Origin of the sequence: Pseudomonas sp. NFACC37-1, assembly GCF_900101575.1 — a bacterium.
Taxonomy (GTDB): domain Bacteria; phylum Pseudomonadota; class Gammaproteobacteria; order Pseudomonadales; family Pseudomonadaceae; genus Aquipseudomonas; species Aquipseudomonas fluorescens_AA.
The window spans coordinates 16,529-39,878 of the sequence record NZ_FMUZ01000012.1 but is presented as its reverse complement, the minus strand read 5'-3'; the positions used below and the strand labels follow the sequence as shown (position 1 = coordinate 39,878).

The window sequence follows — 23,350 nt, the reverse complement described above, 5'->3', positions numbered from 1 at the left end:
CGTGCCACGTCAAGACCATTGAACAACCGTAAAGGACAGCTGATGCCCCAACGCAACGAATACCCACACTTGCAGCCCATCACCACGCGCTGGCACGACAACGATGTGTACGGTCACGTCAACAACGTCACCTACTACAGCTTTTTCGATACCGCTGTGAATACCTACCTGATCGAAGTCGGCGGCCTGGATATCCATGATGGAGACGTGGTGGGATTCGTGGTGAGTTCGGCCTGCGACTACTTCGCCTCGATCGCCTTTCCAGACCGGATTGAAATCGGCCTGCGGGTTGGCAAGTTGGGCAGCAGTTCGGTGCAGTATGAGCTGGCGGTGTTCAAGGTGGGCGAGGAGGAGGCTTGTGCGGCGGGGCGTTTTGTTCACGTATTCGTGGATCGGGCGTCGAATCGGCCGGTAGCAATTGCGGATCGGTTACGTGGGGCGTTGGAGCGGTTGGTGGTCTGAAACAAAAAATCGCAGCCTCCTGCCAGCGCTGGGCGCTGTCGGAGGCTGCGATCTTCAACGGCTAGTATCGATCAGCCGTTAGTCGCGGTAGTGGCGATGATGTTTTTTGCGGTGCCCGTAGGCATGGCCGCGACCTGGGTGGCCGTCACGGTAGTAGCGACGATCACCACGGCGATCGTCATAACGACGGTCATCGTCATCGTCCTTGCCCATGTAGTTACCCAGGGCGCCACCCGCGCCACCACCCGCCGCCGCACCGATCAGGCTGCCGGTGCTGCCACCGACGCTACGGCCGACCACGTTACCGCCGGCCGCGCCCAGCGCGCCGCCGATCGCCGCTTCGCCACGGCTGTGTTTATCTGCTCCGACCGCACTACCGCCCGCACCGCCCAGCGCCGCGCCGATAGTGGAACCGGTGTTGCCGCCCAGGGACTGGCCGACGACCGAACCCAAAACCCCGCCCAATGCGCCGCCCACACCTGCTTCGGCAGTACCACCGGCGCAAGCGATGCCACTGGCCAGGCTAAGGGACAACAAGAGAATGGAGGAGAACTTCATAGAGGAGCCTCAAAGGGATGACGGCGCGATCCTGAGGCTCGCTTCGCTTGCTTACAATCGAAATCCGACGAGTAGCACGACTTGTGCACAATTCTCTAAGTTATTGTTTTACGGTCGGAACTTAACGCGAATTGACCGGTCTTTAGCTACTTCGGACAGGCCGTTTTCTAGGGAAAACGGCCTTTTTTGTGGGCGCTCGAAAAGTACGCTCATGGGAGCAAAACGGTGTGGGAGCAAAGCTTGCTCCCACACAATCCAATTGCCTCGCCAAAGAACTGTGTCAGGCCGACTTGGCCAGGATCAATCCATTTTCGCTCGCCGCTTCCAAGCGGATCGCGACGAATTTCGAGGTCGGCGTGTGGCTGCCATCGCCCGTGCTTTCCAGGGGCACCAGCGGGTTCACTTCTGGGTAGTAAGCAGCGGCCTGCCCGGCCGGAATGTCGAACGCCAGCAAGGTAAAGCCCTTGACCCGACGCTCGCGACCATCTTCCCAGAGTGAGACAATGTCGGCTTTCTGACCCGGCTTGAAGCCCAGGCGAATGATGTCCGCTTCGTTGACAAACAACACATCACGCTGGCCCTTGACGCCGCGATAGCGGTCATCGAGGCCATAGATGGTGGTGTTGTACTGATCGTGGGACCGCATGGACTGCATGATCAGGTCGGGCAACTGGCCGGTGGCGCGGGTGCGTTCATGCACCAGGTCGCTCGGCAACAGGTTGGGCTTGAAGTTGGCGCGGCCCGACGGGGTGTTCCAGCGACGCGCACCAGCGCTGTTGCCCAGATAGAATCCGCCAGGGTTTTTCAGCTTTTCGTTGAAGTCCTTGAAGCCGGGTATGGTATCGGCGATCAGGTCGCGGATGCGGCTGTAGTCGGCCACCAGCCAATTCCAGTCCACCGGACGGCTACCCAGCGTGGCGGCGGCAATGCCGGCGATGATCCACGGTTCGGAGCGCATCTGGTTCGACAGCGGCTGCAACTGGCCGAATGAGGCATGCACCATGCTGAAGGAATCTTCCACGGTCACCGCTTGTGCGCCTTCGGTTTGCAGGTCGATGTCGGTGCGGCCCAGGCACGGCAGGATCAGCGCGTCCTTGCCGTGAGCCAGGTGGCTGCGGTTGAGCTTGGTGCTGATCTGTACCGTCAGGTCGCAATTGGCCAAGGCCTGGAAGGTCCGATGGCTGTCCGGCGTGGCTTGGGCGAAGTTGCCGCCCAAGGCGATGAACACCTTCGCCTGGCCGTCGGCCATGGCGTGGATCGCCTCGACCACGTTGTGGCCATTTTCCCGCGGTACCTTGAATTGGAAGCGCCGCTCCAGGGCGTCGAGGAATGCCGCCGGTGGACGTTCGTTGATGCCCATGGTCCGGTCGCCCTGCACGTTGCTGTGGCCGCGAACCGGGCACAGGCCTGCGCCTGGCCGGCCAATGTTGCCGCGCAGCATCATCACGTTGGCGATTTCCTGGATGGTCGCCACCGAGTGACGGTGCTGGGTGATGCCCATCGCCCAGCACATGACCACGTTCTCGCTTTTGGCGTACATGCGCGCCGCCTGCTCGATTTCGACCAGGGTCAAGCCCGATTGCTCGACGATCTGTTCCCACGGCGTATCGTCGACCGCCGCCAGGTAATCCAGCACGTTGGTGCTGTGTTCATTGATGAATGCATGGTCGAAGACCGACGCCGCGCCACTGTTCTGCGCCTCACGCTCCCATTGCAGCAGGAACTTGGCCATGCCGCGCAAGATCGCCATGTCGCCGCCCAGGGCCGGGCGGAAATACGCGGTGTTGGTCGGCTTATTGCCGTTAGTGAGCATTTCGATCGGGCTCTGCGGGTGCTGGAAGCGCTCCAGGCCACGCTCTTTGAGCGGGTTGATGCAGATCACTTGGGCACCGCGTTTCACCGCCTCGCGCAGTGGCTCGAGCATCCGCGGGTGATTGGTGCCAGGGTTCTGTCCCCAGACGAAAATCGCGTCGGCGTGCTCGAAGTCGTCGAACGTCACCGTACCCTTGCCCACGCCTACGCTCTGGGACAGGGCTACGCCGCTGGCTTCGTGGCACATGTTCGAGCAGTCGGGGAAGTTGTTGGTGCCGTAGGCGCGCACGAACAGCTGATACAGGTAGGCCGCTTCGTTGCTGGCCCGGCCCGACGTATAGAATTCGGCCTGGTTGGGGCTGGACAGCCCTTGCAGGTGCTTGCCGATCAGGGCGAACGCCGCTTCCCAACTGATGGGCTTGTAGCGGTCGGTTTCGGCGTCGTAGCGCATCGGCTCGGTCAGGCGACCCTGGTATTCGAGCCAGTAGTCGCTCTGCTCCAGCAGCGAGGTCACGCTGTGCTTGGCGAAAAAAGCACCGTCGACGCGGCGCTTGGTGGCTTCCCAGTTCACGGCCTTGGCGCCGTTCTCGCAGAACTTGACCATGCCGCTTTCCGGAGAGTCACCCCAAGCGCAGCCAGGGCAGTCAAAACCGCCATTCTGGTTGGTCTTGAGCATCATGCGGATGTTTTTCAGCGCGTTGTCGCTGGTCAACCAGGCCTGAGCGACACTGATCAGCGCACCCCAACCACCGGCCGGGCCCTTGTAGGGCTTGTAGCGCGGTACGGGTTTCTGGTCGGCTTGTTGATGATTGCTCACGCTTGTTTCTCCATCGCAGGGCTGTAGACCCGCGGCGCACTTTTTTGCGGCAGGTGGATGAGGTTGAGGTTGTGTTGGCGGGCCCACTGCACGGCGAGGCCCGTGGGCGACGACAGGCTGACCAGGGTCTGGATGCCGGCGCGCAGTACTTTCTGGATCAGTTCGAGGCTGCAACGGCTGGTGACGATCGCCACGCCACCGGCCACCGGAACCTGTTGCCGGATCAACGCGCCGATCAGCTTGTCGAGGGCGTTGTGCCGGCCAATGTCTTCGCGGCCCAGCAGCAATTCACCCTGGGCGTTCATGAACAACGCCGCATGTACGGCGCCGCAATGTCGGCCCAGGGGCTGGAACTGGCTGATACGGTCACGCAGGCCATCGAGCCATTGCGCCGCGGGCAGGGGGGCGCCGGGCAGCACCTTGAGGTTTGGCAAGGCCTGTTCCACCGCTTCCACGCCGCACAATCCGCAGCCACTGGTGCCCGCCAACTGCCGGCGTTGCTGCTTGAGGTTCCAGAAGGCGCGGTTGGCGATGGTCACCTGGGCATAGTGCGCAGCACCCGTGCCGCTCAGTTGCAGGTCATAGATGTCCGATGAATCTTCGATGATGCCGCTGCCGAGGCTGAAACCGACGATGAAGTCTTCCAGGTCGGTGGGGGTGACCAGCATGACTGCCTGGCTGATGCCGTTATAGGCAATCGCCAGCGCCACTTCCTCGGCCAGCGCGGTGCTGTCCGATTGAGAGTGGTCCAGATTGCAGTAGCGATAGCTCTGGCTGGCGACCGGCGTGGATGTTTCCATCGCTGGCGCTGGACTGACCGGAGGCTTGTCGTTCATGGGCATCACTGAAAGTAGGAATAGTGTTAAGACTAAATGCGGCAATCTGCCACGTCTAATCGCTATTACTGATCTTCCAATAGATGACGTCGATCAAGAAGTCGTCGCTGATTTCTGGTAGAGGGCAAAACAGGCCTCTGCCAACGCCGAGCGGGGGGCACCGCGCCGCATGATCAGGCCCAGCGGGACTAGCGTCTGGGCGTTTTCAATGGGTTGGATGCGCAAGTCCTCGGTCAGGACGTCCAGGCCGCTGTCCAGGGGCATCACCGCGCAACACAGCCCGCCGTGCACAGCTTGTAACAATTGGTGCACCGCGTCGGTTTGCAACAGCGGTTGGGGCGTCAGGCCCCGGCTGTGGAAGTTGTGGTCGATGGACTGGCGAAAATGCATGCCGCTGGTGAGCATGCCCAGGGGCAGTTCGATCAGGGCTTCCCAACTCAGCGGTTGTTCACCGAAAAAGAAATAACGCTGGTCGTAAAGCAGGCCCATGCGGGTGGGGCTGAAGGGCAGGGCCTCGAAACGTTCGTTGTCCAGGCGTTCCAGGTAGGAAACGCCCAGGTCGATGCGGTTGTTCGCCAACTGTTCGAGGATGCGTTCGGAGCTCAGGGACGACAATTCGAAACGCAGGCTGGGGTGCTCGGTGTGCAAGCGCTGCATCATCGCCAGCGGGTCGAAGTCCGACAACGGCACCACGCCCAGGCGCAGCGTACCCACCAGGTTGCCCCGACAGGCCGCCGCTTCGGCCTGCAGCCCGTCATAGGCCGCCAGCACCGTGCGCGCCCAGGCCAGCACCCGTTCCCCCGGCGCGGTGAAACCTTCAAAGCGCTGGCCGCGGTTGACCAGCGGCAGGTCGAGTTCTTCTTCCAGGCTGCGCAGGCGCATCGACAGCGTCGGCTGGGTGATATGGCAGCGTGCGGCGGCCTGGCCGAAGTGACGGGTTTCGTCCAGCGCGATGAGAAATTTCAGCTGCTTGATGTCCATCTTCGCTCCAGGGCGCGGGAAGATCCGGATTCTAGCGCTTGCGCGTGGCGGGGTCATTGGTCGGCTGGGAACCGGGTTCGTCTCGCCTGGTCTAGTCTTTGCGTCTGGACATTTAAATCAAGGAGCGTGTGCCATGAGTATTTTTAGCTTTGTGAAGGAAGCCGGTGAAAAGCTGATCGACCTGCTGACCCCCGGCAATGCCAATGCCAGCGAGCAACTGAAAGAGCATATTGAAAAGGTCGGCCTGGGTAATCCGAATGTTCAGGCGACCATCGACGGCGACAAAGTCACCGTCACCGGTGAAGTAGCGAGCCAGGAAGAAAAGGAAAAGATCCTGTTGGCGGTGGGCAATATCGCTGGCGTTGGCAGTGTCGACGACCAGATCACCGTGACGGGCCCGGTGGCCAAGGCGGCGCGTTTCGTGACGGTGAAGAAGGGCGACACCCTCAGCGCCATCTCCAAGGCCGAATACGGCGACGCGAACAAGTACAACAAGATCTTCGAGGCCAACAAGCCGATGTTGTCGCATCCGGACAAGATCTACCCGGGGCAGGTGCTGCGTATTCCTGAGTAGCCTTACCTGTGGCGAGGGGATTTATCCCCGCTGGGCTGCGTAGCAGCCCCAAAAAACAGGGTCGCTTCGCGCCCAGCGGGGATAAATCCCCTCGCCACAACAGCCTCAAAGCCCGGCAATCAAGTCCCTATAATCCCCCAACGCGTCAAACTCCCCCGTGTCCTTTGGCCCTTTGCGGCTGTCCGGCTCGCTCACGGCCAGCAGGTGCGCCACGCCGAAGTCCCGGGCGCTGCGCAGCACTGGCAGGGTGTCGTCGATGAACAGGCTGCGGGCCGGGTCGAAATTCAGGTCGGCTTGCAGCGCGTCCCAGAATTGCGGATTTTCCTTGGGGAAACCGTAGTCGTGGGAACTGATCAAACGCTCGAAGTAGGGGGCCAGTTCGATGCGTTCCAGCTTCAAGGACAACGAATCGCGGTGGGCATTGGTGATCATCACCACGCGTTTGCCGGCCCGTTGGATTGCCCCCAGGAACGTATCGGCGTCCGGGCGCAAGGCGATCAGGTGGGCGGTTTCCAACTTCAGTTCGCGCACCGGCAACTTCAGTTCAGTGCTCCAGAAATCCAGGCAATACCACTGCAATTGGCCGGCGTTGCGCTCGAACAGGGGTTGCAGTTCCATCTCGGCCATCGCCCGGCTCACGCCATGCAGTTCGGCGTAGCGCTGGGGCAGGTGTTCGAGCCAGAAATGGTTGTCGTAATGCAGGTCCAGCAGGGTGCCGTCCATGTCCAGTAGGACCGTATCGATCTCATGCCAGGGCAGCAAGGCCATAAAACTTCTCCAGCGGTAATCGGATATCCGACACAAACAATCAGAATAGGCCGGGTATAGTAGCCCGCTATCGCCCAGGGAGCCGTTTATGCGCCAGAAACCCACCATACTCGATCGCCGGATCGTCGCTACCAGCCGCCTGTTCTGTGTGGAAGAACTGAAATTGCGGTTTTCCAACGGTGTGGAGCGTACCTATGAACGACTGGCGAGTAACGGTGCGGGCTACGGCGCGGTGATGATCGTGGCGATGCTCGACGCCGACCACGCGGTGCTGGTGGAAGAGTATTGCGGTGGCACCGATGCCTACGAACTGTCCCTGCCCAAGGGCTTGATCGAGCCAGGGGAAGATGTGCTGGCGGCGGCCGAGCGGGAGCTCAAGGAAGAAGCCGGCTTCGGCGCGCGACAGTTGGAACACCTGACCGAGTTATCGCTGTCCCCTGGCTACATGAGCCAGAAGATCCAGGTGGTGCTGGCTACCGATCTGTATGAGGAAAGGCTGGAGGGCGACGAACCCGAGCCGATGGGTGTGGACAAGGTCAACCTGCGTGAGCTCTCGGCCCTGGCGCAGAACCCGCAATTCACCGAGGGCCGGGCCTTGGCGGCGCTGTACCTGGCCCGTGACCTGCTGGCCCAGCGTGGAGCGTTCCTGTCATGACTTTCCCTCATCCGTTGATGGCTCCGGTAGTCGAACTGGCGCTCCGGGCCGGTGAAGCGATCCTGCCGTTCTGGCGCGCCAACGTACAGGTCAACCACAAGGCCGACGAGTCGCCGGTGACTGCCGCGGACATGGCGGCTCATGATGTGATCGTGGCCGGGTTGACGGCGCTGGCCCCGGATATTCCGATTCTCTCCGAAGAGGATGCCGATATCGCCCAAAGCGTACGTGCCGGCTGGCAACGCTGGTGGCTGGTGGACCCGTTGGACGGCACCAAGGAGTTCATCTCCGGCAGCGAGGAGTTCACCGTCAATATCGCCTTGGTGGAACAGGGCCGCGTGGTGTTCGGTGTGGTGTCGATGCCGACCAATGGACGCTTTTACGTCGGCGGCGCCGGGTTGGGTGCCTGGCGTGGCGACAAGGGCGGTGTGCCTTTGCCTATCGCGGTTCGTGATGCATTGGCGCCGGGCGAAACGTTCACCGTGGTCGCCAGTCGCCGGCATACCAGCCCGGCGCAGGAACGCTTGCTGGAGGGCTTGAGCGAGAGCCTGGGCGAGCTGCAACTGACCAGTATTGGCAGTTCGTTGAAGTTTTGCCTGGTGGCCGAAGGCGCGGCGGATTGTTATCCCCGGCTGGCGCCGACCTCCCAGTGGGACACCGCCGCCGCCCAGGGTGTGCTGGAAGGCGCGGGTGGCGAGGTGTTGGACTTGAGCGGTGAAACGTTCTGCTATCCACCGCGGGAGTCGCTGTTGAATACGTCATTCCTGGCGTTGCCGGCCAAAGCGCCGTGGCGGGGCAAGTTACTGGAACTGGCCAGCTCTTAAGCCGCCTCCGATCCTCTGTGGCGAGGGGATTTATCCCCGTTGGGCTGCGCAGCAGCCCCTGGAAAACAGGGCCGCTTCGCGCCCCAACAGGGATAAATCCCCTCGCCACAGGTTTTGCGGTGTTTTCCAAAGTCAGCGGTGCAACACGTACTGCCCCTCAAACTGCACTGCCCCGTCCTCGCTCCCGCTGTTCAACACTTGCGTCTGCAACGCCAGCCGCGCCCGGCCATAGCGCCGATACGTGGCCAGGAAGCGTTGCCACAGCTTTTCCTCGGGCGCATCGCAGACAACCGTCGCATCGCGGGTCACTGGCAGTGGATAGCTGATCTGCCCTTCCTGAATCACGATATGCCCGTCTTCGATGCCTTCCTCGCGCAGGGCCAGGTGCAGCCAGCCCCAGCCACCCAGTACGGCGCCGCAATACAGGCTGCCGCCGAACATGGTGCTCTTGTGGTTGACGTTGGCCGCCAGCGGCAAGAACAGGCGCAGTTGCCGAGCCTGCCAATCGAGCACCTTGAGGCCCATGTCCCGGGTCAAGGGGATGTCGTGGTGCAGGATCGATTCCAGGTAACGGCTGTCGCGGTTCATTGCGGGGCCTCTTGCTTGACGGGGAAATGACGATTATTCAATCGGACTCATCGGCCGAACCCTGGCTGCTGTCGCCGAAGGTCAGGCCATGCTTGCGCAACTTGTCGTGCAGGGTCTTGCGGGGAATGCCCAGGGCTTCGGCCAGGCTGCGCACCGAGCTGTGGGGGCGCGCCAGTTCGGCGGCGATCAGGGTTTTCTCGAAATTTTCCACCTGCTCGCTCAAGCCGCCACTGACCAGTTCCACCGGTGCGCCGGGGCTGCCGTCTGGCGCGCTGTTGTCCAGGGCCAGTTCCAGTCCCAGGGCAAAACGTTCGGCGGCGTTCTGCAGTTCACGGACGTTGCCCGGCCAGCTATGGCGCAGCAGCAACGCCCGTTGCGCCGGCTGCAATTCGTGGGGCGGCAGGCCATGGCGAGTACTGGCTTCGTTGGCGAAATGCTGGAACAGCATAAGCGCATCCTCGCCCCGTTCGCGCAACGGCGGTATGCGCAGCGGCGCGACGTTCAGGCGGTAATACAGGTCGGCGCGGAAACGCCCCTGATCGGCGGCCTGGCGCAGGTCTTCCTTGGTCGCGGCGATAACGCGGATATCCAGCGGGATCTGTTGATTGCCCCCCAGTCGCTCCACCATGCGCTCTTGCAGCAGGCGCAGCAGCTTGACCTGGACATCCAGGCTCATGCTTTCGATTTCATCCAGAAACAGCGTGCCACCATTGGCGAACTCGAATTTGCCGATACGGCGTTTCTGCGCGCCGGTAAAAGCACCGGGCTCGTGGCCGAACAGCTCGCTTTCCACCACCGACTCGGCCAGGGCTCCGGCGTTGATCGCCACGAAGGGGCCATTGCGTCGGCTTGAGAGGTCGTGCAAGGCACGGGCGACCACTTCCTTGCCGGCACCGGTTTCACCGAGGATCAACACGTCGGCGCGGGTGGCGGCCAGTGCCCCGATCTGCTCGCGCAAGCGCAGCATCGGAGTCGATTGGCCGACCAGGCGGGCGCTGAGTTCGTGGCGATCGCTCAGGGCCAGGCGCAGGCTGCGGTTGTCCAGCACCAGGCGGCGCAAGGCCAGGGCGCGGCGTACGCTGTCGAGCAGATGATCGCTGGCAAAAGGTTTTTCCAGGAAGTCGTAGGCCCCGGCGCGCATCGCTTGCACCGCCAGCGGCACGTCGCCGTGGCCGGTGATCAGCAGCACCGGCAGTTCCGGGTCCTGGGCGTGGAGTTCGCCCAGCAGTTCGAGGCCATCCATGCCCGGCATGCGAATATCACTGACCACCACCCCCGGCCAGTCACGGGGCAGTTGCCCGGCCACGCCCTTGGCTTCGGCCAGGGGCAGGATCTTCAGGCCGGCCAGGTCGAGGGTCTGGCTCAAGGCCTGACGTAGATGGGGATCGTCATCGATCAGCACCACCTCAATCCGGTTGTCGATGGTCATACACTTCGGTCCTCGGACGGTTGCAGGCTCACCCCGGGCGCGCCGGCGCGCAGCTTCAGGGTGATCAGGGCGCCGCCTTCCTTGTGGTTGGCGAACGACAGTTCGCCGCCGAAGGCGCGCATCAGGGTGTCGCAGATCGCCAGCCCCAGGCCAAGGCCTTGGGTGCGCGTCTTGGTGGTGTAGAAGGGCTCACCGGCGCGGCCCAGGGCTTCCATGCAAAACCCCGGGCCGTTATCGCGGATGTACAGGTTGACGCCGGTGTCGGTGGCCTGGGCGCTGAGCCAGAGTCTGCGTGGCGGGCCTTTCTCGGTGAGCGCATCGAGGGCGTTGGCCAACAGGTTGCCGAGTACCTGGCGCAGGCGGGTTTCGCCGGCCTCGACCCACAGCGTGGCGGCCGGCAAGTCGCGGATCAGTTCCACTTCCATGCTGCGCCGGCGTTTGGCGAGCAGCGCCAGGGCGTCGTCCAGCGCCGGTTGCAGGGCGACGCTTTCCGGGGCATGGCGATCGCGGCGGGCAAAGGCGCGCAAGTGGGCAATGATCGAGGCCATGCGCCCGGTCAGTTCGCTGATCAGCTTGAGGTTGCCCCGGGCATCCTCGGTGCGTTGGTGGTCGAGCAATATCTCGGCGTTTTCCGCGTAGCTGCGAATCGCCGCCAGCGGCTGGTTGAGTTCGTGGCTGATGCTCGCCGACATGGTGCCCAGGGCCGACAGCTTGCCGGCTTGCACCAGGTCATCCTGGGCACGGACCAACTCCTGCTGGGCCTGCTCGCGCTCCAGCACCTCCTGGCGCAGTCGCCGGTTCAGGCCTTCCAGGTCGCTGGTCCGTTCGGCCACCCGCCCCTCCAGCTCGTGACGGGCCTTGGCTTCGAAGGCGATCCGATCCAGATAATGGCGCCGGCGCTGCATCATCAAGCCGAGCAACAGCATCAAGACCAGCAAAGCCGCGCCGCCGATGGCGACCACAGTGCGCACCGGACGGTCGATCAGCGTGCGCGGGGCGAGAATGCTCACGCTCCAGCCGGTTTCTTCGATGGATTGTGTCTGGGTCAGCCAGGCGTTGGCATCCAGGTTCAGCGGCTTGGGGTCGCGGGTCGGATAAGGCTGTACCGCGCTGATGGCCTTGCGCTCGTCGTCACCCAACGGCCGGGTCGCGCGAAATCGCCATTCCTGGCGCGACGTGAGGATGACCACGCCATTGTGGTCAGTCACCAGCAACTGTTCCGGGGTCTTGCCCCACAGGCTTTCGGTGTGGTCGAGGTCGACCTTGACCACCAGCACGCCGATGACTTTCTCGCGGTCGCGCACGGCGGCGGCGAAGAAGTAACCACGCTTGGCCGACGTGGTACCCAAGCCGAAGAAGCGCCCCAGGCGCCCGGCCATGGCTTCGATGAAGTACGGACGGAAGGCGAAGTTGCGTCCGACGAAACTGTCGTGCTTGTCCCAGTTCGACGCCGCCAGGGTCTTGCCGGTGGGGTCCATCAGGTACATGACTTCCGCGCCGGTCTGGGCGCTGATGTTTTTCAACAGCCGGTTGGCATTGCCTTGGGTCACACCGTCGTCCGGGGCCGACAAGGCGGCGCGCAAGGCCGGCAGGTCGCCGAGAATCTGTGGCAGCACCTCATAGCGGTGCAGCGTGCCCAACAGGTTGGCGACGTAAAGGTCCAGGGTCTGGCGGTTCTGTCCAGCCAGTTCACTGCGGTAATAACGTTCGGCCAGATGCTCCAACGGCCACAGCAACGGCGCCAGGCACAGCGCGAGCAAGGCCAGGCTGCGCCAACGGGGTCTGCGGGGAAGGGTGGAATTCATGAGCATCGGGCGCCTGTGGTGACAGGCGTATTATGCCTAGTTGCCTCGCAAATACTATTTGTAAGGCCTTACCAGGCTTGTCCGGCAAGACACTGCTGCAACGCGTCTCGCCAGTCGGGTTGGCTCACCGCCCATTCCTTGAGCAGGCGGTCGCAGTCCAGGCGCGAGTTCAGCGGTCGAGGGGCCGGCGTCGGGTAAGCGCTGGACGCAATGGGCTCCAGCAGTGCACACGGCTTGTGTCGCTCAAGCAGGTTTTCGCCGATGGCCTGGGCGAAACCGAACCAGGAGGTCTCGCCCCGGGCCGTCAGGTGATAGGTGCCCCAGGCTCCGGGTTGACCGGCCTGCCAGCGTTCGATCAGTTGGGCGGTGCTGTCGGCAATGGTGCCCGCCCAGGTCGGTGCGCCAATCTGATCGGCCACCACCCGCAGCTGCGGTTTTTCCTGCAACAGGCGTTGCATGGTCAGCAGGAAATTGCGGCCCTCGGTGGAGTACACCCAACTGGTACGCAGGATCAGGTGCTGGCCGCCTGCCTGGCCGATGGCATGTTCGCCGGCCAATTTGCTGCGCCCGTAGACACTCAGCGGGTTGGGCGTGTCGTCCTCGGTGTAGGGGACGGGCTTGAGGCCATCGAAGACGTAGTCGGTGGAGTAGTGGATCAACGGGACGCCCAGGTCGAGCGCTGCCTGGGCCAGGATGCCCGGTGCCGTGGCATTGATGGCAAATGCCCGTTCCGGTTCGCTCTCGGCCTGGTCGACGGCCGTATGGGCGGCGGCATTGATGATCAGGCCGGGGTTCAGGGCTTCGATGGGCGCGCGCAGGGCGTCCGGTTGCGCCAGATCGAGCTGGTCGCTGCCGCGTACGAGCAACTCGCCCATGCCGCTCAGGCGCGACTGGAGTGCCCGGGAAACCTGGCCGTTGCGGCCGACGATCAGGATGCGCAGGGGGGTATTCATGGGAACAGGTCTGCCTCGTGCAAGGCCTTGCCGTTCTGGTCCTTGGCCGAGAGGATCGGCGCACCTTCCAGCTCCCAATCGATGGCCAGTTGCGGGTCGTCCCAGCGAATGCAGCGCTCGGCCGAGGGGGCGTAGTAATCGGTGGTCTTGTAGAGGAAGTCTGCCGATTCGCTCAGCACGACGAAGCCGTGGGCAAACCCTGGTGGCACCCACAGTTGTCGATGGTTCTGCGCCGTCAGGCGAACGCTGACCCATTGGCCGAAGGTCGGCGAGCTGCGGCGAATGTCCACCGCGATATCCAGCACCTCCCCGGCAGTGACGCGCACGAGTTTCCCCTGGGCCTGTTCGATCTGATAGTGCAGGCCCCGCAACACGCCCCGGGTGGAGCGTGAGTGGTTGTCCTGGACGAACGGCAGGGTGCAGCCGGTCGCCTCGGCAAACGCCCGGGCATTGAAGCTTTCGTAGAAAAAACCCCGATCGTCACCGAAGACTTTCGGTTCGATGATCAGGACGTCTGGCAAGCGGGTGGCGATGACGTTCAACGTGTTTCTCCGGCAATCTTGAACAGGTACTGGCCGTAGCCGGTCTTGCCAAAATACTGGGCGCGCTCAAGGATGTGTTCGCGGCTGACCCAACCTTGCTGGTAGGCAATTTCTTCCAGGCACGCCACTTTCAGGCCTTGGCGATGTTCGATGGTCTGCACGTACTGCGAGGCTTCCAGCAGGCTGTCGTGGGTGCCGGTGTCCAGCCAGGCGAAACCGCGGCCGAAGCGCTCGACGTGCAGGTCGCCGCGTTGCAGGTAGGCGTTGTTGACGTCGGTGATTTCCAGTTCGCCGCGTTTGGATGGCTTGATGGCCTTGGCGATCTCGATCACGTCGTTGTCGTAGAAGTACAGGCCGGTCACCGCGTAGCTGGATTTAGGCGCAGTGGGTTTTTCTTCGATGGACATCGCCCGCCCTTCCGAGTCGAAGTCGATCACGCCAAATCGCTCGGGGTCCTTGACCCAGTAGCCGAACACCGTCGCGCCACTTGGCCGGTTGATAGCCGTCTGCAATTGCTCGCCGAAATACTGACCGTGGAAAATGTTGTCGCCCAGGATCAGGCACACCGAGTCGCTGCCAATGAACTGTTCGCCGATCAGGAACGCCTGGGCCAAGCCATCGGGCGATGGCTGCTCGGCATAGCTGAAGTGCACGCCAAACTGCTGGCCGTCGCCCAACAGGTTGCGGTATTGCGGCAGATCCTGGGGGGTGGAAATGATCAGAATGTCCTTGATGCCCGCGAGCATCAGCACCGAGATCGGGTAATAAATCATCGGTTTGTCATAAATCGGCAAGAGCTGTTTGGACACCCCGAGGGTAATCGGGTGCAGGCGGGTGCCGGAACCGCCGGCCAGGACAATGCCTTTCATCATGCAATTGCATCCTTGTTGTCGAGCGAGCCCAGGCGCTCGCCTTGATAGCTGCCGTCCTGGACACGTTGGCACCACAGCAGGTTCTCGAGGTACCACTGCACGGTCTTGCGCAACCCGGTCTCGAAGGTTTCCCGAGGTGTCCAGCCCAGTTCTCGTTCGATCTTGCTGGCGTCGATGGCGTAGCGCAGATCGTGGCCGGGGCGATCCTGGACGAAGCTGATCAGGTCGGCATAGTGCTCGACGCCTTCGGGTTTGCGTGGCGCCAGCTCTTCGAGCAGCGCGCAGATGCTGCGCACCACGTCGATGTTTTTCTGCTCGTTGTGCCCGCCAATGTTGTACGTCTCGCCGACCGCGCCCTGGGTGACGACCTTGAGCAGCGCCCGGGCATGGTCTTCGACGAACAGCCAGTCGCGCACTTGCTGGCCGTTACCGTAGACCGGCAGCGGTTTACCGGCCAGCGCATTGAGAATCACCAGGGGAATCAACTTCTCGGGGAAGTGAAACGGCCCGTAGTTGTTCGAGCAGTTGGTCAACAGCACGGGCAAGCCGTAGGTGCGTTGCCAGGCGCGAACCAGGTGGTCGGACGCCGCCTTGCTCGCCGAATACGGTGAACTTGGGGCGTAGGCGGTGGTTTCGGTGAACAGGTCATCCACGCCGTGCAAGTCGCCATACACTTCGTCGGTGGAGATGTGGTGGAAGCGAAACGCGCGTTTCTGCGGCTCGGCCAGGGCCTGCCAATAAGCGCGGGTGGCTTCCAGCAGGCTGTAGGTGCCGACGATGTTGGTCTGGATGAAGTCTGCCGGGCCATCGATGGAGCGGTCTACATGGGACTCGGCCGCCAGGTGCATGATGGCTTCAGGCTTGAATTGCGCGAGTACCGCACTGACGGTCGCTTGATCGACAATGTCGGCCTGGACGAATTCGTAGCGGCTGTCGTGATCGATGCTGCTCAGCGATTCGAGATTGCCGGCGTACGTCAGCTTGTCGAGGTTCAGGACCTGGTGCTCGGTATCGAGAATCAAGTGCCGTATGAGCGCCGAGCCGATGAAGCCAGCACCGCCAGTGATGAGAATGCGCATCCGGTTAAGCCTTTTTCCGTGGGACGACAAAGCATAGGAGCATAGCTTGTCGACATGGCGGGAGTGGCGCAAGCGAATATCCCTCGGACACATCCTCCCCACACGGCGTCTCAGGAGGGCTGTGCATATTTTTGAACAGAGGGGTTGCTTATCCTCAGACTCAGTGGCGAGATAGGCATCCGAACAAAACCACCTCAGGGGTCCTTGTATGCCATTCGCTACGTTGGTTCACCGTGCCAGTTTGCCAAGCCCACAGATCAGCGCCGAGCAAGCGCTGGTGCTGTTGCGCTTGAATTACGGACTCAGCGGCGACCTGCGACCCCTTGGCAGCAACCAGGACCTCAACTACCGCGTCGACAGCGAACGCGGGCGCTTTGTGTTGAAAATTTGCCACGGCGACTACGCTGTCCCGGAAATACAGGCCCAACACGCAGCCCTCAAGCAGTTGGCCGGACACGACACGGTAAAAGTCCCGCGGGTGATTTGCGCCAGCAACGGGCTGGACCTGTTGACGTTGGACGTCGACGGCCAAGCGATTCACATGCGCCTGCTGGAGTACATCGACGGCCAGTCCCTTACGCAACTCAAGCACCTGCCCCCCGAGCTTGTAACGGGCCTGGGCCGCCTGTGCGCGGAAATGGACCTGGCCCTGGCGACATTCGACCACCCGGGCCTGGAGCGCACCCTGCAATGGGACGCGCGCCATGCCCCGGCCCTGGTCGAGTACCTGTTGCCTGTCATCGCGGATGAACAACGGCGCCATCTGGTCGCCGAGGTCGCGCAACAGGCCGAGCGGCGCTTGCAACCGCTCAAGGCGAGCTTGCCGGTGCAGGCGATCCACATGGACATCACCGATGACAACGTGGTCTGGCAGCGCGACGCCCAGCGCCAGTGGCAATTGCAGGGCGTCATCGATTTCGGCGACCTGGTCCGTACCTGGCGCATCACTGACTTGTCGGTGACGTGCGCGGCCCTGCTGCATCACGCCGACGGCGATCCGTTCTTCATCTTGCCGGCGATCAAGGCCTACCACGCGGTCAACCCCTTGCAACATCAGGAGCTGTTGGCGCTGTGGCCACTGATCGTGGCGCGCGCCGCGGTGCTGGTGCTCAGCGGTGAACAGCAGGTTTCCATCGACCCGGACAACCAATACAGCCGCGACAACCTGGCCCATGAGTGGGAGATTTTCCGAGTGGCTCACTCGGTGCCCTTCGAACTGATGGAAGCGGCGATACTCACCGCCGTCGGCCACAGCCTGCCGGCCATTGCCAGCGAGGGCTTTGCGCCGCTGTTGCCGACCCTGGTGGGGCGTGAGTTCGCCCTGATCGACCTGGGTGTGTTGAGCCCGCATTTCGAGGCCGGCAATTGGGAGCAGCCCGGGATCGACCAGCGTCTGCTGGACGAAGCCGCCGGGCTTCACGGCCTGGCCGCCAGTCGCTACGGGCAGTACCGTTTGTCTCGCACCCGGCCGGACAGCGCCGTCGAACCCGATACTTATCCATTGCACGTGGCGTTGAGTGTGCCCCAGGGCACGCCGCTCGAATCGCCGTTCGCCGGGGTTGTGCACAAGGCCGCCGACGGTATGTTGCAACTGGACAGCGCGCAGTTGAGCGTGCGCTTGTGGGGCGTGACGTCGCCGTTGCATTCCGGGGCGGCGCTGGTCAAGGGGCAGGTGCTGGGTGACGTGACAGGGCCGTTGCAGGTCCAGTTGTGCCGGGGCGCCCAGGTGAATCCGCCGCTGTTCTGCACGCCCTCCAGGGCCCTGGCCTGGCAGGCGCTTTGCCCTTCGCCGGCGGTGCTGTTGGGGCTGGCGTGCGATGCCGAGCCGGAGGTCGATCCCGAGGCACTGCTGGCCCGCCGTGATGCGAGCTTCGCCCGTTCGCAGAAACATTATTACGTCGATCCGCCGCGCATCGAGCGTGGCTGGCGCAACCACCTGATCGACATGCAGGGTCGCTCGTATCTGGACATGCTCAACAACGTCGCCGTGCTGGGCCACGGCCATCCACGCATGGCGGCGGTGGCTGCCCGGCAATGGTCGCTGCTCAACACCAACTCACGTTTCCACTACGCGGCGATCGCCGAATTCTCCGAGCGTCTGCTGGCGCTGTCGCCGTCCAACATGGACCGGGTGTTCCTGGTCAACAGCGGCACCGAGGCCAATGACCTGGCGATTCGCCTGGCCTGGGCCTACAGCGGCGGACGGGACATGCTCAGTGTGCTGGAGGCCTATCACGGCTGGTCGGTGGCCGCCGATGCGGTGTCGACGTCCATCGCCGATAACCCCCAGGCCCTGAGCAGCCGTCCGGACTGGGTGCACCCGGTGACCGCCCCGAACACTTACCGTGGCGAGTTCCGTGGTCCCGGCAGTGCGCCGGACTACGTGCGCAGCGTCGAGCACAACCTGGCGAAAATTGCCGAGAGCAAGCGTCAGCTCGCCGGTTTCATCTGTGAGCCGGTTTACGGCAACGCCGGTGGGATCGCACTGCCGCCCGGTTACCTGAAGCATGTCTACGCGATGGTGCGTGAGCGCGGTGGGGTCTGTATCGCCGACGAGGTGCAGGTCGGTTACGGACGCATGGGCGAGTTTTTCTGGGGCTTCGAAGAGCAAGGCGTGGTGCCGGACATCATTACCATGGCCAAGGGCATGGGCAACGGCCAGCCGCTGGGTGCGGTCATCACCCGCCGGGAGATCGCCGAGGCACTGGAAGCCGAGGGGTACTTCTTCTCCTCGGCCGGTGGCAGCCCGGTCAGTTGCCAGATCGGCATGGCGGTGCTGGATGTCATGGAAGAAGACGATCTCTGGGAAAACGCACGGGTGGTTGGCGGGCACTTCAAGGCTCGACTGGAGGCCTTGATCGACCAGTATCCATTGGTCGGTGCGGTGCATGGTTCCGGGTTCTACCTGGGCGTGGAACTGATCCGTGATCGCGAGACCCTGGAACCGGCCACTGAAGAAACCATGGTGCTGTGCAATCGTCTGCGGGAGTTAGGGATCTTCATGCAACCGACTGGCGATTATCTGAACATCCTCAAGATCAAACCGCCGATGGTGACCACGCGTCAGAGTGTGGATTTCTTTGTCGATATGCTGGCGAAGGTATTGGACGAGGGGCTGTAATCGATCTGGAACGTCAAGCTGTTCCCCTGTGGGAGCGAGCTTGCTCGCGATGACGGTGTCCAAGCCAGCATTAATGTGGCTGAACGACCGCTATCGCGAGCAAGCCCGCTCCCACAGGGGCTGGCGTTACTTTTTAAATCGATTTTTGTCGGTGTTTATCGCTATTTTTTGTTGGGTTTTAATTTTTTTGACTTTATTAGTCGATATTTATCGTTTATAAAGTTGCCACTGCCCATCGCCCAGGAGATGACCCATGACAACGTTGCACAGCACTCCGCGCGCGGATGGTTTCCACATGCCGGCCGAATGGGCGACCCAGAGCCAGGTCTGGATGATCTGGCCCGAGCGCCCGGACAACTGGCGCCTGGGTGGCAAGCCCGCACAGGCCGCCCACGTGGCGGTCGCCAAGGCCATCGCCCGTTTTGAACCGGTGACCGTGGCGGTGTCCGCGGCCCAGTACGAAAATGCCCGGGCGCGCCTCGACGTGCCGAATATCCGCCTGGTGGAAATGTCCAGCGACGACGCCTGGGTCCGCGATACCGGCCCTACGTTCGTAATCAATGACAGCGGGGAAGTGCGCGGTGTCGATTGGGATTTCAACGCCTGGGGCGGTTTTGACGGCGGCCTGTACGCGCCCTGGAACCGTGATTCGCAAGTGGCCAGCAAGATCCTCGAGATCGAACGCAGCCCGCGTTATCGCACCGAAGGTTTTGTGCTCGAGGGCGGGTCGATCCATGTGGATGGCGAAGGGACTGTGATCACCACCGAGGAGTGCCTGCTCAACCGCAATCGCAACCCACACATGAGTCGTGAGCAGATCGAGGCGGTGCTCAGCGCGCAATTGGCGGTGGACAAGATCATCTGGCTGCCGGACGGTCTGTTCAATGACGAAACCGACGGTCATGTGGATAACTTCTGCTGCTACGTGCGTCCGGGGGAAGTCCTGCTTGCCTGGACCGACGACCCGCAAAACCCGAACTACACCCGCTGCCATGCGGCGATGGATGTGCTGCAAAACAGCACTGACGCCAAGGGGCGCCCGTTCACAGTGCACAAAATGCCGATTCCGGGGCCGATGTATGCCACTGAAGAGGAATGCGCGGGCGTGGATGCGGTGGAAGGCTCCCAGGAGCGCAACCCAACCGTGCGACTGGCCGGTTCCTATGTGAACTTCCTGATCGTCAACGGCGGCATCATCGCACCCAGCTTTGACGATCCGCTGGATGCACCGGCCAGGGACATCCTCCAGAACCTGTTCCCGCAGCACGAAGTGGTCATGGTGCCCGGGCGCGAACTGTTACTGGGTGGCGGGAATATTCATTGCCTTACCCAACAGCAACCCGCGCCGTACGTAAAATGAGTGGCGATGTAACAGCCGGCTGATAGCGCCTGCGCCGGCCCTGGGGCGGCGATTTTGGATCCATCCCGGCAAGCCCGCGGCCCGATTGGGTCGCGGGTTTTTTTGTATCTGTACATGGGTGGGCGTGGATACATTGGCATAGCTCTTGTATCGGATCTGCAGCAGTTCCGGGGAATGGAGCTGAGTTGTTTTGTCATAAACCTTGGATAAATTAGCCGCTCATCAACCAGGAGAGGGCGCTGGAATGAATATGACAAGCGAGCGCACATGCCATCCCTTGGCCGTTAATGGTGAGTCGCTTCAAGCCTTGGCGCAGTGGTTGAAGTCCAACGGAACGCGTCAGATCAGAGAACCTGATCCGCGCCGGGTGATCGTTGAGCGTTACCCCGCGGGCCTGTTCAGCGAGGCTGAGCTGGAAGCGTTGTGGGATGTGATGCAAGGATAGAATTCGACGGATTGATAAAAAGCGCTGGCCGGGATGGCAGCGCTTTTTTTGTGCCCGCGGGTTTTCGAATTCACACAAAATCCCTGTGGGAGCAGGCCTGCGCGCCCTCGGCGACTTGCGGTTTGGACGGCTGTTCGTTTTGATCGAATCTTAGATGTTTTTCGCCTGATTACAGACGATTCACGAAATTGACACACTGTTGAGGGCGCGACTAGGATTCGCCCTACGCCTGTGGCTGACAGCCATGACTCTTAAATAATAAAAAGGCCCGACACGATCAGAAGTGGGCGGGCCTTTTCATTATTTTCAGGAGCAAGAGTCCGAAAAAGAGCGCAGAAAGCGCCATTTCGGCTGCTCGCCGCGGTGCGTATCAACCCGTACAAGGAAAATAATCATGTTGAACAAGCGCATTAGTTTGATCGCACTGGGGATCTTGAGCACGACACACGCCATGGCCAACGACCAGGCGGAGTCAAAGGGGTTCGTTGAAGACAGCAGCTTGAAAGTGCTGTTGCGCAACGCTTATATCAACCGCGACTATAAAGACGGCAACGAGGACAAGGCCGAATGGGGCCAGGCGGCCATCGGTACGTTCTCGTCCGGTTTCACCCAAGGCACGGTGGGCGTGGGTGTAGATGCCTTCGGCCTGTACGCGTTGCGTCTGGACGGCGGCAAAGGTCGTAGCGGTGCGCAAGGCATCGACTTCTTCAAGCAAGGCGACAGCGGCAACGCGGCCGATGACTTGTCCAAGTTCGGTGCCGCGGTCAAGTTCCGCGTTTCCAATACCGTACTGGCCTACGGTGACCAGATGCCGGCCCTGCCGGTGCTGAGCTATGACAACTCGCGCCTGCTGCCGGAAAGCTACACCGGCACGCTGATCACCTCCAAGGAGATCAAGGGCCTGGAACTGAATGCCGGCCGTTTCACCGCCGAATCGCGCAAGAGCGCCGAAGGCCGTGACAGCGGTGGCCTGAAGTCGATCAACGTATTGGGCGGCAGCTACCAGTTCACCGAGCAGTTCAAGGCTTCGCTCTACGCCTCGGATGTCGAGGACGTATTGAAGAAGCAATACGTGAACGCCAACTACGTGTTCCCGCTGGCCAAGGATCAGTCCCTGACTCTGGACTTCAACGGTTATCGCACCAAGCTGGACAACAGCTACGTTCGCGAAAACAACGTCACCGGCGACGACAACAAGATCTGGAGCCTGGCCGCCACCTTCGCCACCGGCCCGCACAGCTTTACGCTCGCTCACCAGCGCAGCACCGGCGACAGCAACCTGGGCTACGCCTACGGCGGCTATCAGCGCGGGCAGAATCGTGTGGGTGACGGCGGCAACACGATCTACCTGGCCAACTCCTACTGGTCCGACTTCAACGCCGAGGATGAGCGCAGCTGGCAGTTGGGCTACGGCCTGGACTTCACCACCTTCGGCGTTCCGGGCCTGACCTACAACGTCGCTTATGTGCGTGGCGATAACATCACCACGTCCACTAGCGAAGGCGGTACCGAGCGCGAGATCTTCAACCAGTTCAAGTACGTGGTCCAGGGCGGCCCGGCCAAGGACTTGAGCGTCAGGTTGCGCAGCTCCGTGTTGCGGGTGTCGCAGAAGTCCAGCGAATACAACGTCAGCGGCAATGAACTGCGGGTGTTCGTGGATTACCCGATCAGCGTCTTCTGATGCCTGGACGGGTTACGAGCTTGTAAAACCGTGGCGAGGGGCAGTGTTGCTCCCGCTGGCCGTAGGAGCTGCCGAAGGCTGCGATCTTTTGATCTTTCGCTTGGGACTCAAGTGTCTGGGGAAGGATCGCAGCCTCGTTGCACTCGACAGCTCCTACACAGCGTCTACAGGGCGCAGCCCAGCGGGAGCAAGCTCCCTCGTCACAACTGATTCATACCTGCCTGAAGTGAATAGCGTTGCGATGCCAAACTCGGGTTCTTTTGGCTTTTTGCGCAAGAAAAACTACTGAAACAGCCTGTTTTCCCGAGAAAAAGTCGTACTAATGCAATGTTGCCCTCCGTTTCAAGCGTCGCTTGAAATGCCTCAAATACTTTCTCATGGACGTAAATCCTGCACCTACTAGATTAGGCCGCTCAATGCAGTGGAGACCTATGAAAAATGATCGTTCTGAACAGGGAAGTGGGCGAAGCGCTGAGACGTGACAAATACGTCAACGTTCGCGGTGGGGACTTCAACCTCTACGGTCATTTCGGCGATTTCGTCCGGCTGACCAAAAGCTGGGAAAACATGGAGCCTGACAGTTACTACGGCCAGGCCGAGTCAGGCATGCGTTTTCGCCGCTACAGCGACTTCGAATACAACCCTACGACCCGAGAGCTCAAGCAGCTCGAACACCGGGCCTACGTTCAGTCCAAGGCCAACAACAGCTATGTCGGTGGACTGGAGCGTCATTTCCAGGACTTCTCCAACGAAGTGATCAATTCGCCGGTGATGCGCAGCCTGATCGATACAGACTTCGAGGTGTACAAGAACGTCCTGCCCCAGGACTTGCACGATGAAATCTGGCAGTGCCAGATCCATCAGATCCGCATCGAGATCAAGCCGGGCAAACAACTGGAAATCACCCCCGAAGGGATTCACTGCGACGGCTATCCGTTCAGCGGCGTGCACTTCTGGGGGCGCCAGAATGTGGCGGGTGCGGAGAGCCGTTTGTACAGCGCCCAGGAAGAACAACTGGCGGCGACGACCTACGAGGACATCCTCGACACCACGTTCTTCCTGGACCGCGACATGCGCCACTACGTGACCCCGGCGCGCAATATCCATAGCCATGACATGGCGTACCGGCAGATCCTGGCCATTTCCTTCTCGCGGCCCGGGACCGCTTTCGACATTGTTCGCTGAACG

Annotated in this window: 21 protein-coding genes; 9 read left to right on the top strand and 12 right to left on the bottom strand. The window is 61.8% G+C overall.

Features of this window, described 5'->3' with window-relative positions; all coding sequences use genetic code 11:
• Positions 1–42: 42 nt before the first annotated feature.
• The gene (locus BLP82_RS14915; RefSeq protein WP_092169187.1) at positions 43–462 is read left to right on the top strand and encodes an acyl-CoA thioesterase; all 420 of its coding nucleotides are present in this window, start codon (positions 43–45) and stop codon (positions 460–462) included.
• A 78-nt stretch (positions 463–540) separates the two neighbouring features.
• Here the strand turns inward: BLP82_RS14915 and BLP82_RS14910 are convergent, their stop codons facing one another.
• The 4 genes from BLP82_RS14910 to BLP82_RS14895 form a co-directional block, all read right to left on the bottom strand.
• On the bottom strand, positions 541–1,020 hold the full coding sequence (locus BLP82_RS14910) for a glycine zipper domain-containing protein (protein WP_072409178.1): 480 nt from the start codon (positions 1,018–1,020) through the stop codon (positions 541–543).
• Between the two features lie 280 nt (positions 1,021–1,300).
• Positions 1,301–3,649 (bottom strand): FdhF/YdeP family oxidoreductase, encoded by a 2,349-nt coding sequence (locus tag BLP82_RS14905; RefSeq protein WP_092169184.1) that lies wholly within the window; start codon positions 3,647–3,649, stop codon positions 1,301–1,303.
• A complete protein-coding gene (gene fdhD, locus BLP82_RS14900) occupies positions 3,646–4,485 on the bottom strand; it encodes a formate dehydrogenase accessory sulfurtransferase FdhD (protein ID WP_092169181.1) in 840 nt (279 codons plus the stop codon). The genes BLP82_RS14905 and fdhD overlap by 4 nt, the downstream gene beginning before the upstream one ends.
• A 93-nt stretch (positions 4,486–4,578) precedes the next feature.
• Positions 4,579–5,466 carry a LysR family transcriptional regulator gene (locus tag BLP82_RS14895; RefSeq protein ID WP_060739659.1) on the bottom strand — a complete coding sequence of 296 codons (888 nt, stop codon included), beginning with the start codon at positions 5,464–5,466 and terminating at the stop codon, positions 4,579–4,581.
• A gap of 133 nt (positions 5,467–5,599) precedes the next feature.
• Between BLP82_RS14895 and lysM the strand changes: the two genes are divergently transcribed.
• Entirely contained in the window at positions 5,600–6,040 is a 441-nt protein-coding gene (gene lysM, locus BLP82_RS14890; protein WP_092169178.1) for a peptidoglycan-binding protein LysM, read from the top strand.
• A gap of 105 nt (positions 6,041–6,145) precedes the next feature.
• Here the strand turns inward: lysM and yrfG are convergent, their stop codons facing one another.
• Positions 6,146–6,808: a GMP/IMP nucleotidase gene (yrfG, locus tag BLP82_RS14885; RefSeq protein WP_092169175.1), complete on the bottom strand. Its 663-nt coding sequence runs from the start codon at positions 6,806–6,808 to the stop codon at positions 6,146–6,148.
• Between the two features lie 88 nt (positions 6,809–6,896).
• Between yrfG and nudE the strand changes: the two genes are divergently transcribed.
• Both nudE and cysQ read left to right on the top strand, forming a co-directional pair.
• Complete coding sequence (gene nudE / locus BLP82_RS14880) at positions 6,897–7,463, top strand: ADP compounds hydrolase NudE (RefSeq protein ID WP_060739656.1); 567 nt, start codon at positions 6,897–6,899, stop codon at positions 7,461–7,463.
• The gene (cysQ, locus tag BLP82_RS14875; protein ID WP_092169172.1) at positions 7,460–8,287 is read left to right on the top strand and encodes a 3'(2'),5'-bisphosphate nucleotidase CysQ; all 828 of its coding nucleotides are present in this window, start codon (positions 7,460–7,462) and stop codon (positions 8,285–8,287) included. The genes nudE and cysQ overlap by 4 nt, the downstream gene beginning before the upstream one ends.
• 132 nt (positions 8,288–8,419) lie before the next feature.
• Here cysQ and BLP82_RS14870 read toward each other — a convergent pair whose 3' ends face one another.
• From BLP82_RS14870 to rfbB, 7 genes are all read right to left on the bottom strand, one after another.
• On the bottom strand, positions 8,420–8,875 hold the full coding sequence (locus tag BLP82_RS14870) for a YiiD C-terminal domain-containing protein (RefSeq protein ID WP_092169169.1): 456 nt from the start codon (positions 8,873–8,875) through the stop codon (positions 8,420–8,422).
• Positions 8,876–8,912: 37 nt separating this feature from the next.
• Complete coding sequence (locus tag BLP82_RS14865) at positions 8,913–10,304, bottom strand: sigma-54-dependent transcriptional regulator (RefSeq protein WP_092169166.1); 1,392 nt, start codon at positions 10,302–10,304, stop codon at positions 8,913–8,915.
• Complete coding sequence (locus BLP82_RS14860; protein WP_092169409.1) at positions 10,301–12,109, bottom strand: sensor histidine kinase; 1,809 nt, start codon at positions 12,107–12,109, stop codon at positions 10,301–10,303. The genes BLP82_RS14865 and BLP82_RS14860 overlap by 4 nt, the downstream gene beginning before the upstream one ends.
• Positions 12,110–12,177: 68 nt before the next feature.
• Positions 12,178–13,062: a dTDP-4-dehydrorhamnose reductase gene (gene rfbD / locus BLP82_RS14855; RefSeq protein ID WP_092169163.1), complete on the bottom strand. Its 885-nt coding sequence runs from the start codon at positions 13,060–13,062 to the stop codon at positions 12,178–12,180.
• Positions 13,059–13,604: a dTDP-4-dehydrorhamnose 3,5-epimerase gene (gene rfbC / locus BLP82_RS14850; protein ID WP_092169160.1), complete on the bottom strand. Its 546-nt coding sequence runs from the start codon at positions 13,602–13,604 to the stop codon at positions 13,059–13,061. Before rfbC ends, rfbD begins: the two co-directional genes overlap by 4 nt.
• Positions 13,601–14,476, bottom strand: a complete 876-nt coding sequence (rfbA, locus tag BLP82_RS14845; protein ID WP_060739649.1) for a glucose-1-phosphate thymidylyltransferase RfbA — start codon at positions 14,474–14,476, stop codon at positions 13,601–13,603. Before rfbA ends, rfbC begins: the two co-directional genes overlap by 4 nt.
• The gene (rfbB, locus tag BLP82_RS14840; protein WP_092169157.1) at positions 14,473–15,555 is read right to left on the bottom strand and encodes a dTDP-glucose 4,6-dehydratase; all 1,083 of its coding nucleotides are present in this window, start codon (positions 15,553–15,555) and stop codon (positions 14,473–14,475) included. Before rfbB ends, rfbA begins: the two co-directional genes overlap by 4 nt.
• A gap of 208 nt (positions 15,556–15,763) precedes the next feature.
• Here rfbB and BLP82_RS14835 point away from each other — a divergent pair, with 208 nt between their 5' ends.
• The 5 genes from BLP82_RS14835 (at position 15,764) to BLP82_RS14815 (ending at position 23,347) form a co-directional block, all read left to right on the top strand.
• Positions 15,764–18,676 carry an aminotransferase gene (locus tag BLP82_RS14835; protein WP_092169154.1) on the top strand — a complete coding sequence of 971 codons (2,913 nt, stop codon included), beginning with the start codon at positions 15,764–15,766 and terminating at the stop codon, positions 18,674–18,676.
• Between the two features lie 253 nt (positions 18,677–18,929).
• Entirely contained in the window at positions 18,930–20,036 is a 1,107-nt protein-coding gene (gene aguA / locus BLP82_RS14830) for an agmatine deiminase (protein WP_092169151.1), read from the top strand.
• 244 nt (positions 20,037–20,280) lie between these two features.
• The gene (locus BLP82_RS14825; protein WP_092169148.1) at positions 20,281–20,481 is read left to right on the top strand and encodes a hypothetical protein; all 201 of its coding nucleotides are present in this window, start codon (positions 20,281–20,283) and stop codon (positions 20,479–20,481) included.
• 394 nt (positions 20,482–20,875) lie between these two features.
• The gene (locus BLP82_RS14820; protein ID WP_092169145.1) at positions 20,876–22,162 is read left to right on the top strand and encodes an OprD family porin; all 1,287 of its coding nucleotides are present in this window, start codon (positions 20,876–20,878) and stop codon (positions 22,160–22,162) included.
• Positions 22,163–22,600: 438 nt separating this feature from the next.
• Positions 22,601–23,347 (top strand): 2OG-Fe dioxygenase family protein, encoded by a 747-nt coding sequence (locus BLP82_RS14815; protein WP_092169142.1) that lies wholly within the window; start codon positions 22,601–22,603, stop codon positions 23,345–23,347.
• Positions 23,348–23,350: the final 3 nt, after the last annotated feature.

Coding starts and splice junctions, on each gene's coding strand:
- BLP82_RS14860 (WP_092169409.1), bottom strand. CDS start 12,109: ATGAATTCCACCCTTCCCCGCAGACCCCGTTGGCGCAGCCTGGCCTTG.
- BLP82_RS14895 (WP_060739659.1), bottom strand. CDS start 5,466: ATGGACATCAAGCAGCTGAAATTTCTCATCGCGCTGGACGAAACCCGT.
- BLP82_RS14815 (WP_092169142.1), top strand. CDS start 22,601: ATGATCGTTCTGAACAGGGAAGTGGGCGAAGCGCTGAGACGTGACAAA.
- rfbD (WP_092169163.1), bottom strand. CDS start 13,062: ATGAATACCCCCCTGCGCATCCTGATCGTCGGCCGCAACGGCCAGGTT.
- BLP82_RS14870 (WP_092169169.1), bottom strand. CDS start 8,875: ATGAACCGCGACAGCCGTTACCTGGAATCGATCCTGCACCACGACATC.
- BLP82_RS14915 (WP_092169187.1), top strand. CDS start 43: ATGCCCCAACGCAACGAATACCCACACTTGCAGCCCATCACCACGCGC.
- fdhD (WP_092169181.1), bottom strand. CDS start 4,485: ATGAACGACAAGCCTCCGGTCAGTCCAGCGCCAGCGATGGAAACATCC.
- aguA (WP_092169151.1), top strand. CDS start 18,930: ATGACAACGTTGCACAGCACTCCGCGCGCGGATGGTTTCCACATGCCG.
- rfbA (WP_060739649.1), bottom strand. CDS start 14,476: ATGATGAAAGGCATTGTCCTGGCCGGCGGTTCCGGCACCCGCCTGCAC.
- nudE (WP_060739656.1), top strand. CDS start 6,897: ATGCGCCAGAAACCCACCATACTCGATCGCCGGATCGTCGCTACCAGC.
- BLP82_RS14835 (WP_092169154.1), top strand. CDS start 15,764: ATGCCATTCGCTACGTTGGTTCACCGTGCCAGTTTGCCAAGCCCACAG.
- BLP82_RS14910 (WP_072409178.1), bottom strand. CDS start 1,020: ATGAAGTTCTCCTCCATTCTCTTGTTGTCCCTTAGCCTGGCCAGTGGC.
- BLP82_RS14825 (WP_092169148.1), top strand. CDS start 20,281: ATGAATATGACAAGCGAGCGCACATGCCATCCCTTGGCCGTTAATGGT.
- BLP82_RS14865 (WP_092169166.1), bottom strand. CDS start 10,304: ATGACCATCGACAACCGGATTGAGGTGGTGCTGATCGATGACGATCCC.
- lysM (WP_092169178.1), top strand. CDS start 5,600: ATGAGTATTTTTAGCTTTGTGAAGGAAGCCGGTGAAAAGCTGATCGAC.
- yrfG (WP_092169175.1), bottom strand. CDS start 6,808: ATGGCCTTGCTGCCCTGGCATGAGATCGATACGGTCCTACTGGACATG.
- cysQ (WP_092169172.1), top strand. CDS start 7,460: ATGACTTTCCCTCATCCGTTGATGGCTCCGGTAGTCGAACTGGCGCTC.
- rfbB (WP_092169157.1), bottom strand. CDS start 15,555: ATGCGCATTCTCATCACTGGCGGTGCTGGCTTCATCGGCTCGGCGCTC.
- BLP82_RS14820 (WP_092169145.1), top strand. CDS start 20,876: ATGTTGAACAAGCGCATTAGTTTGATCGCACTGGGGATCTTGAGCACG.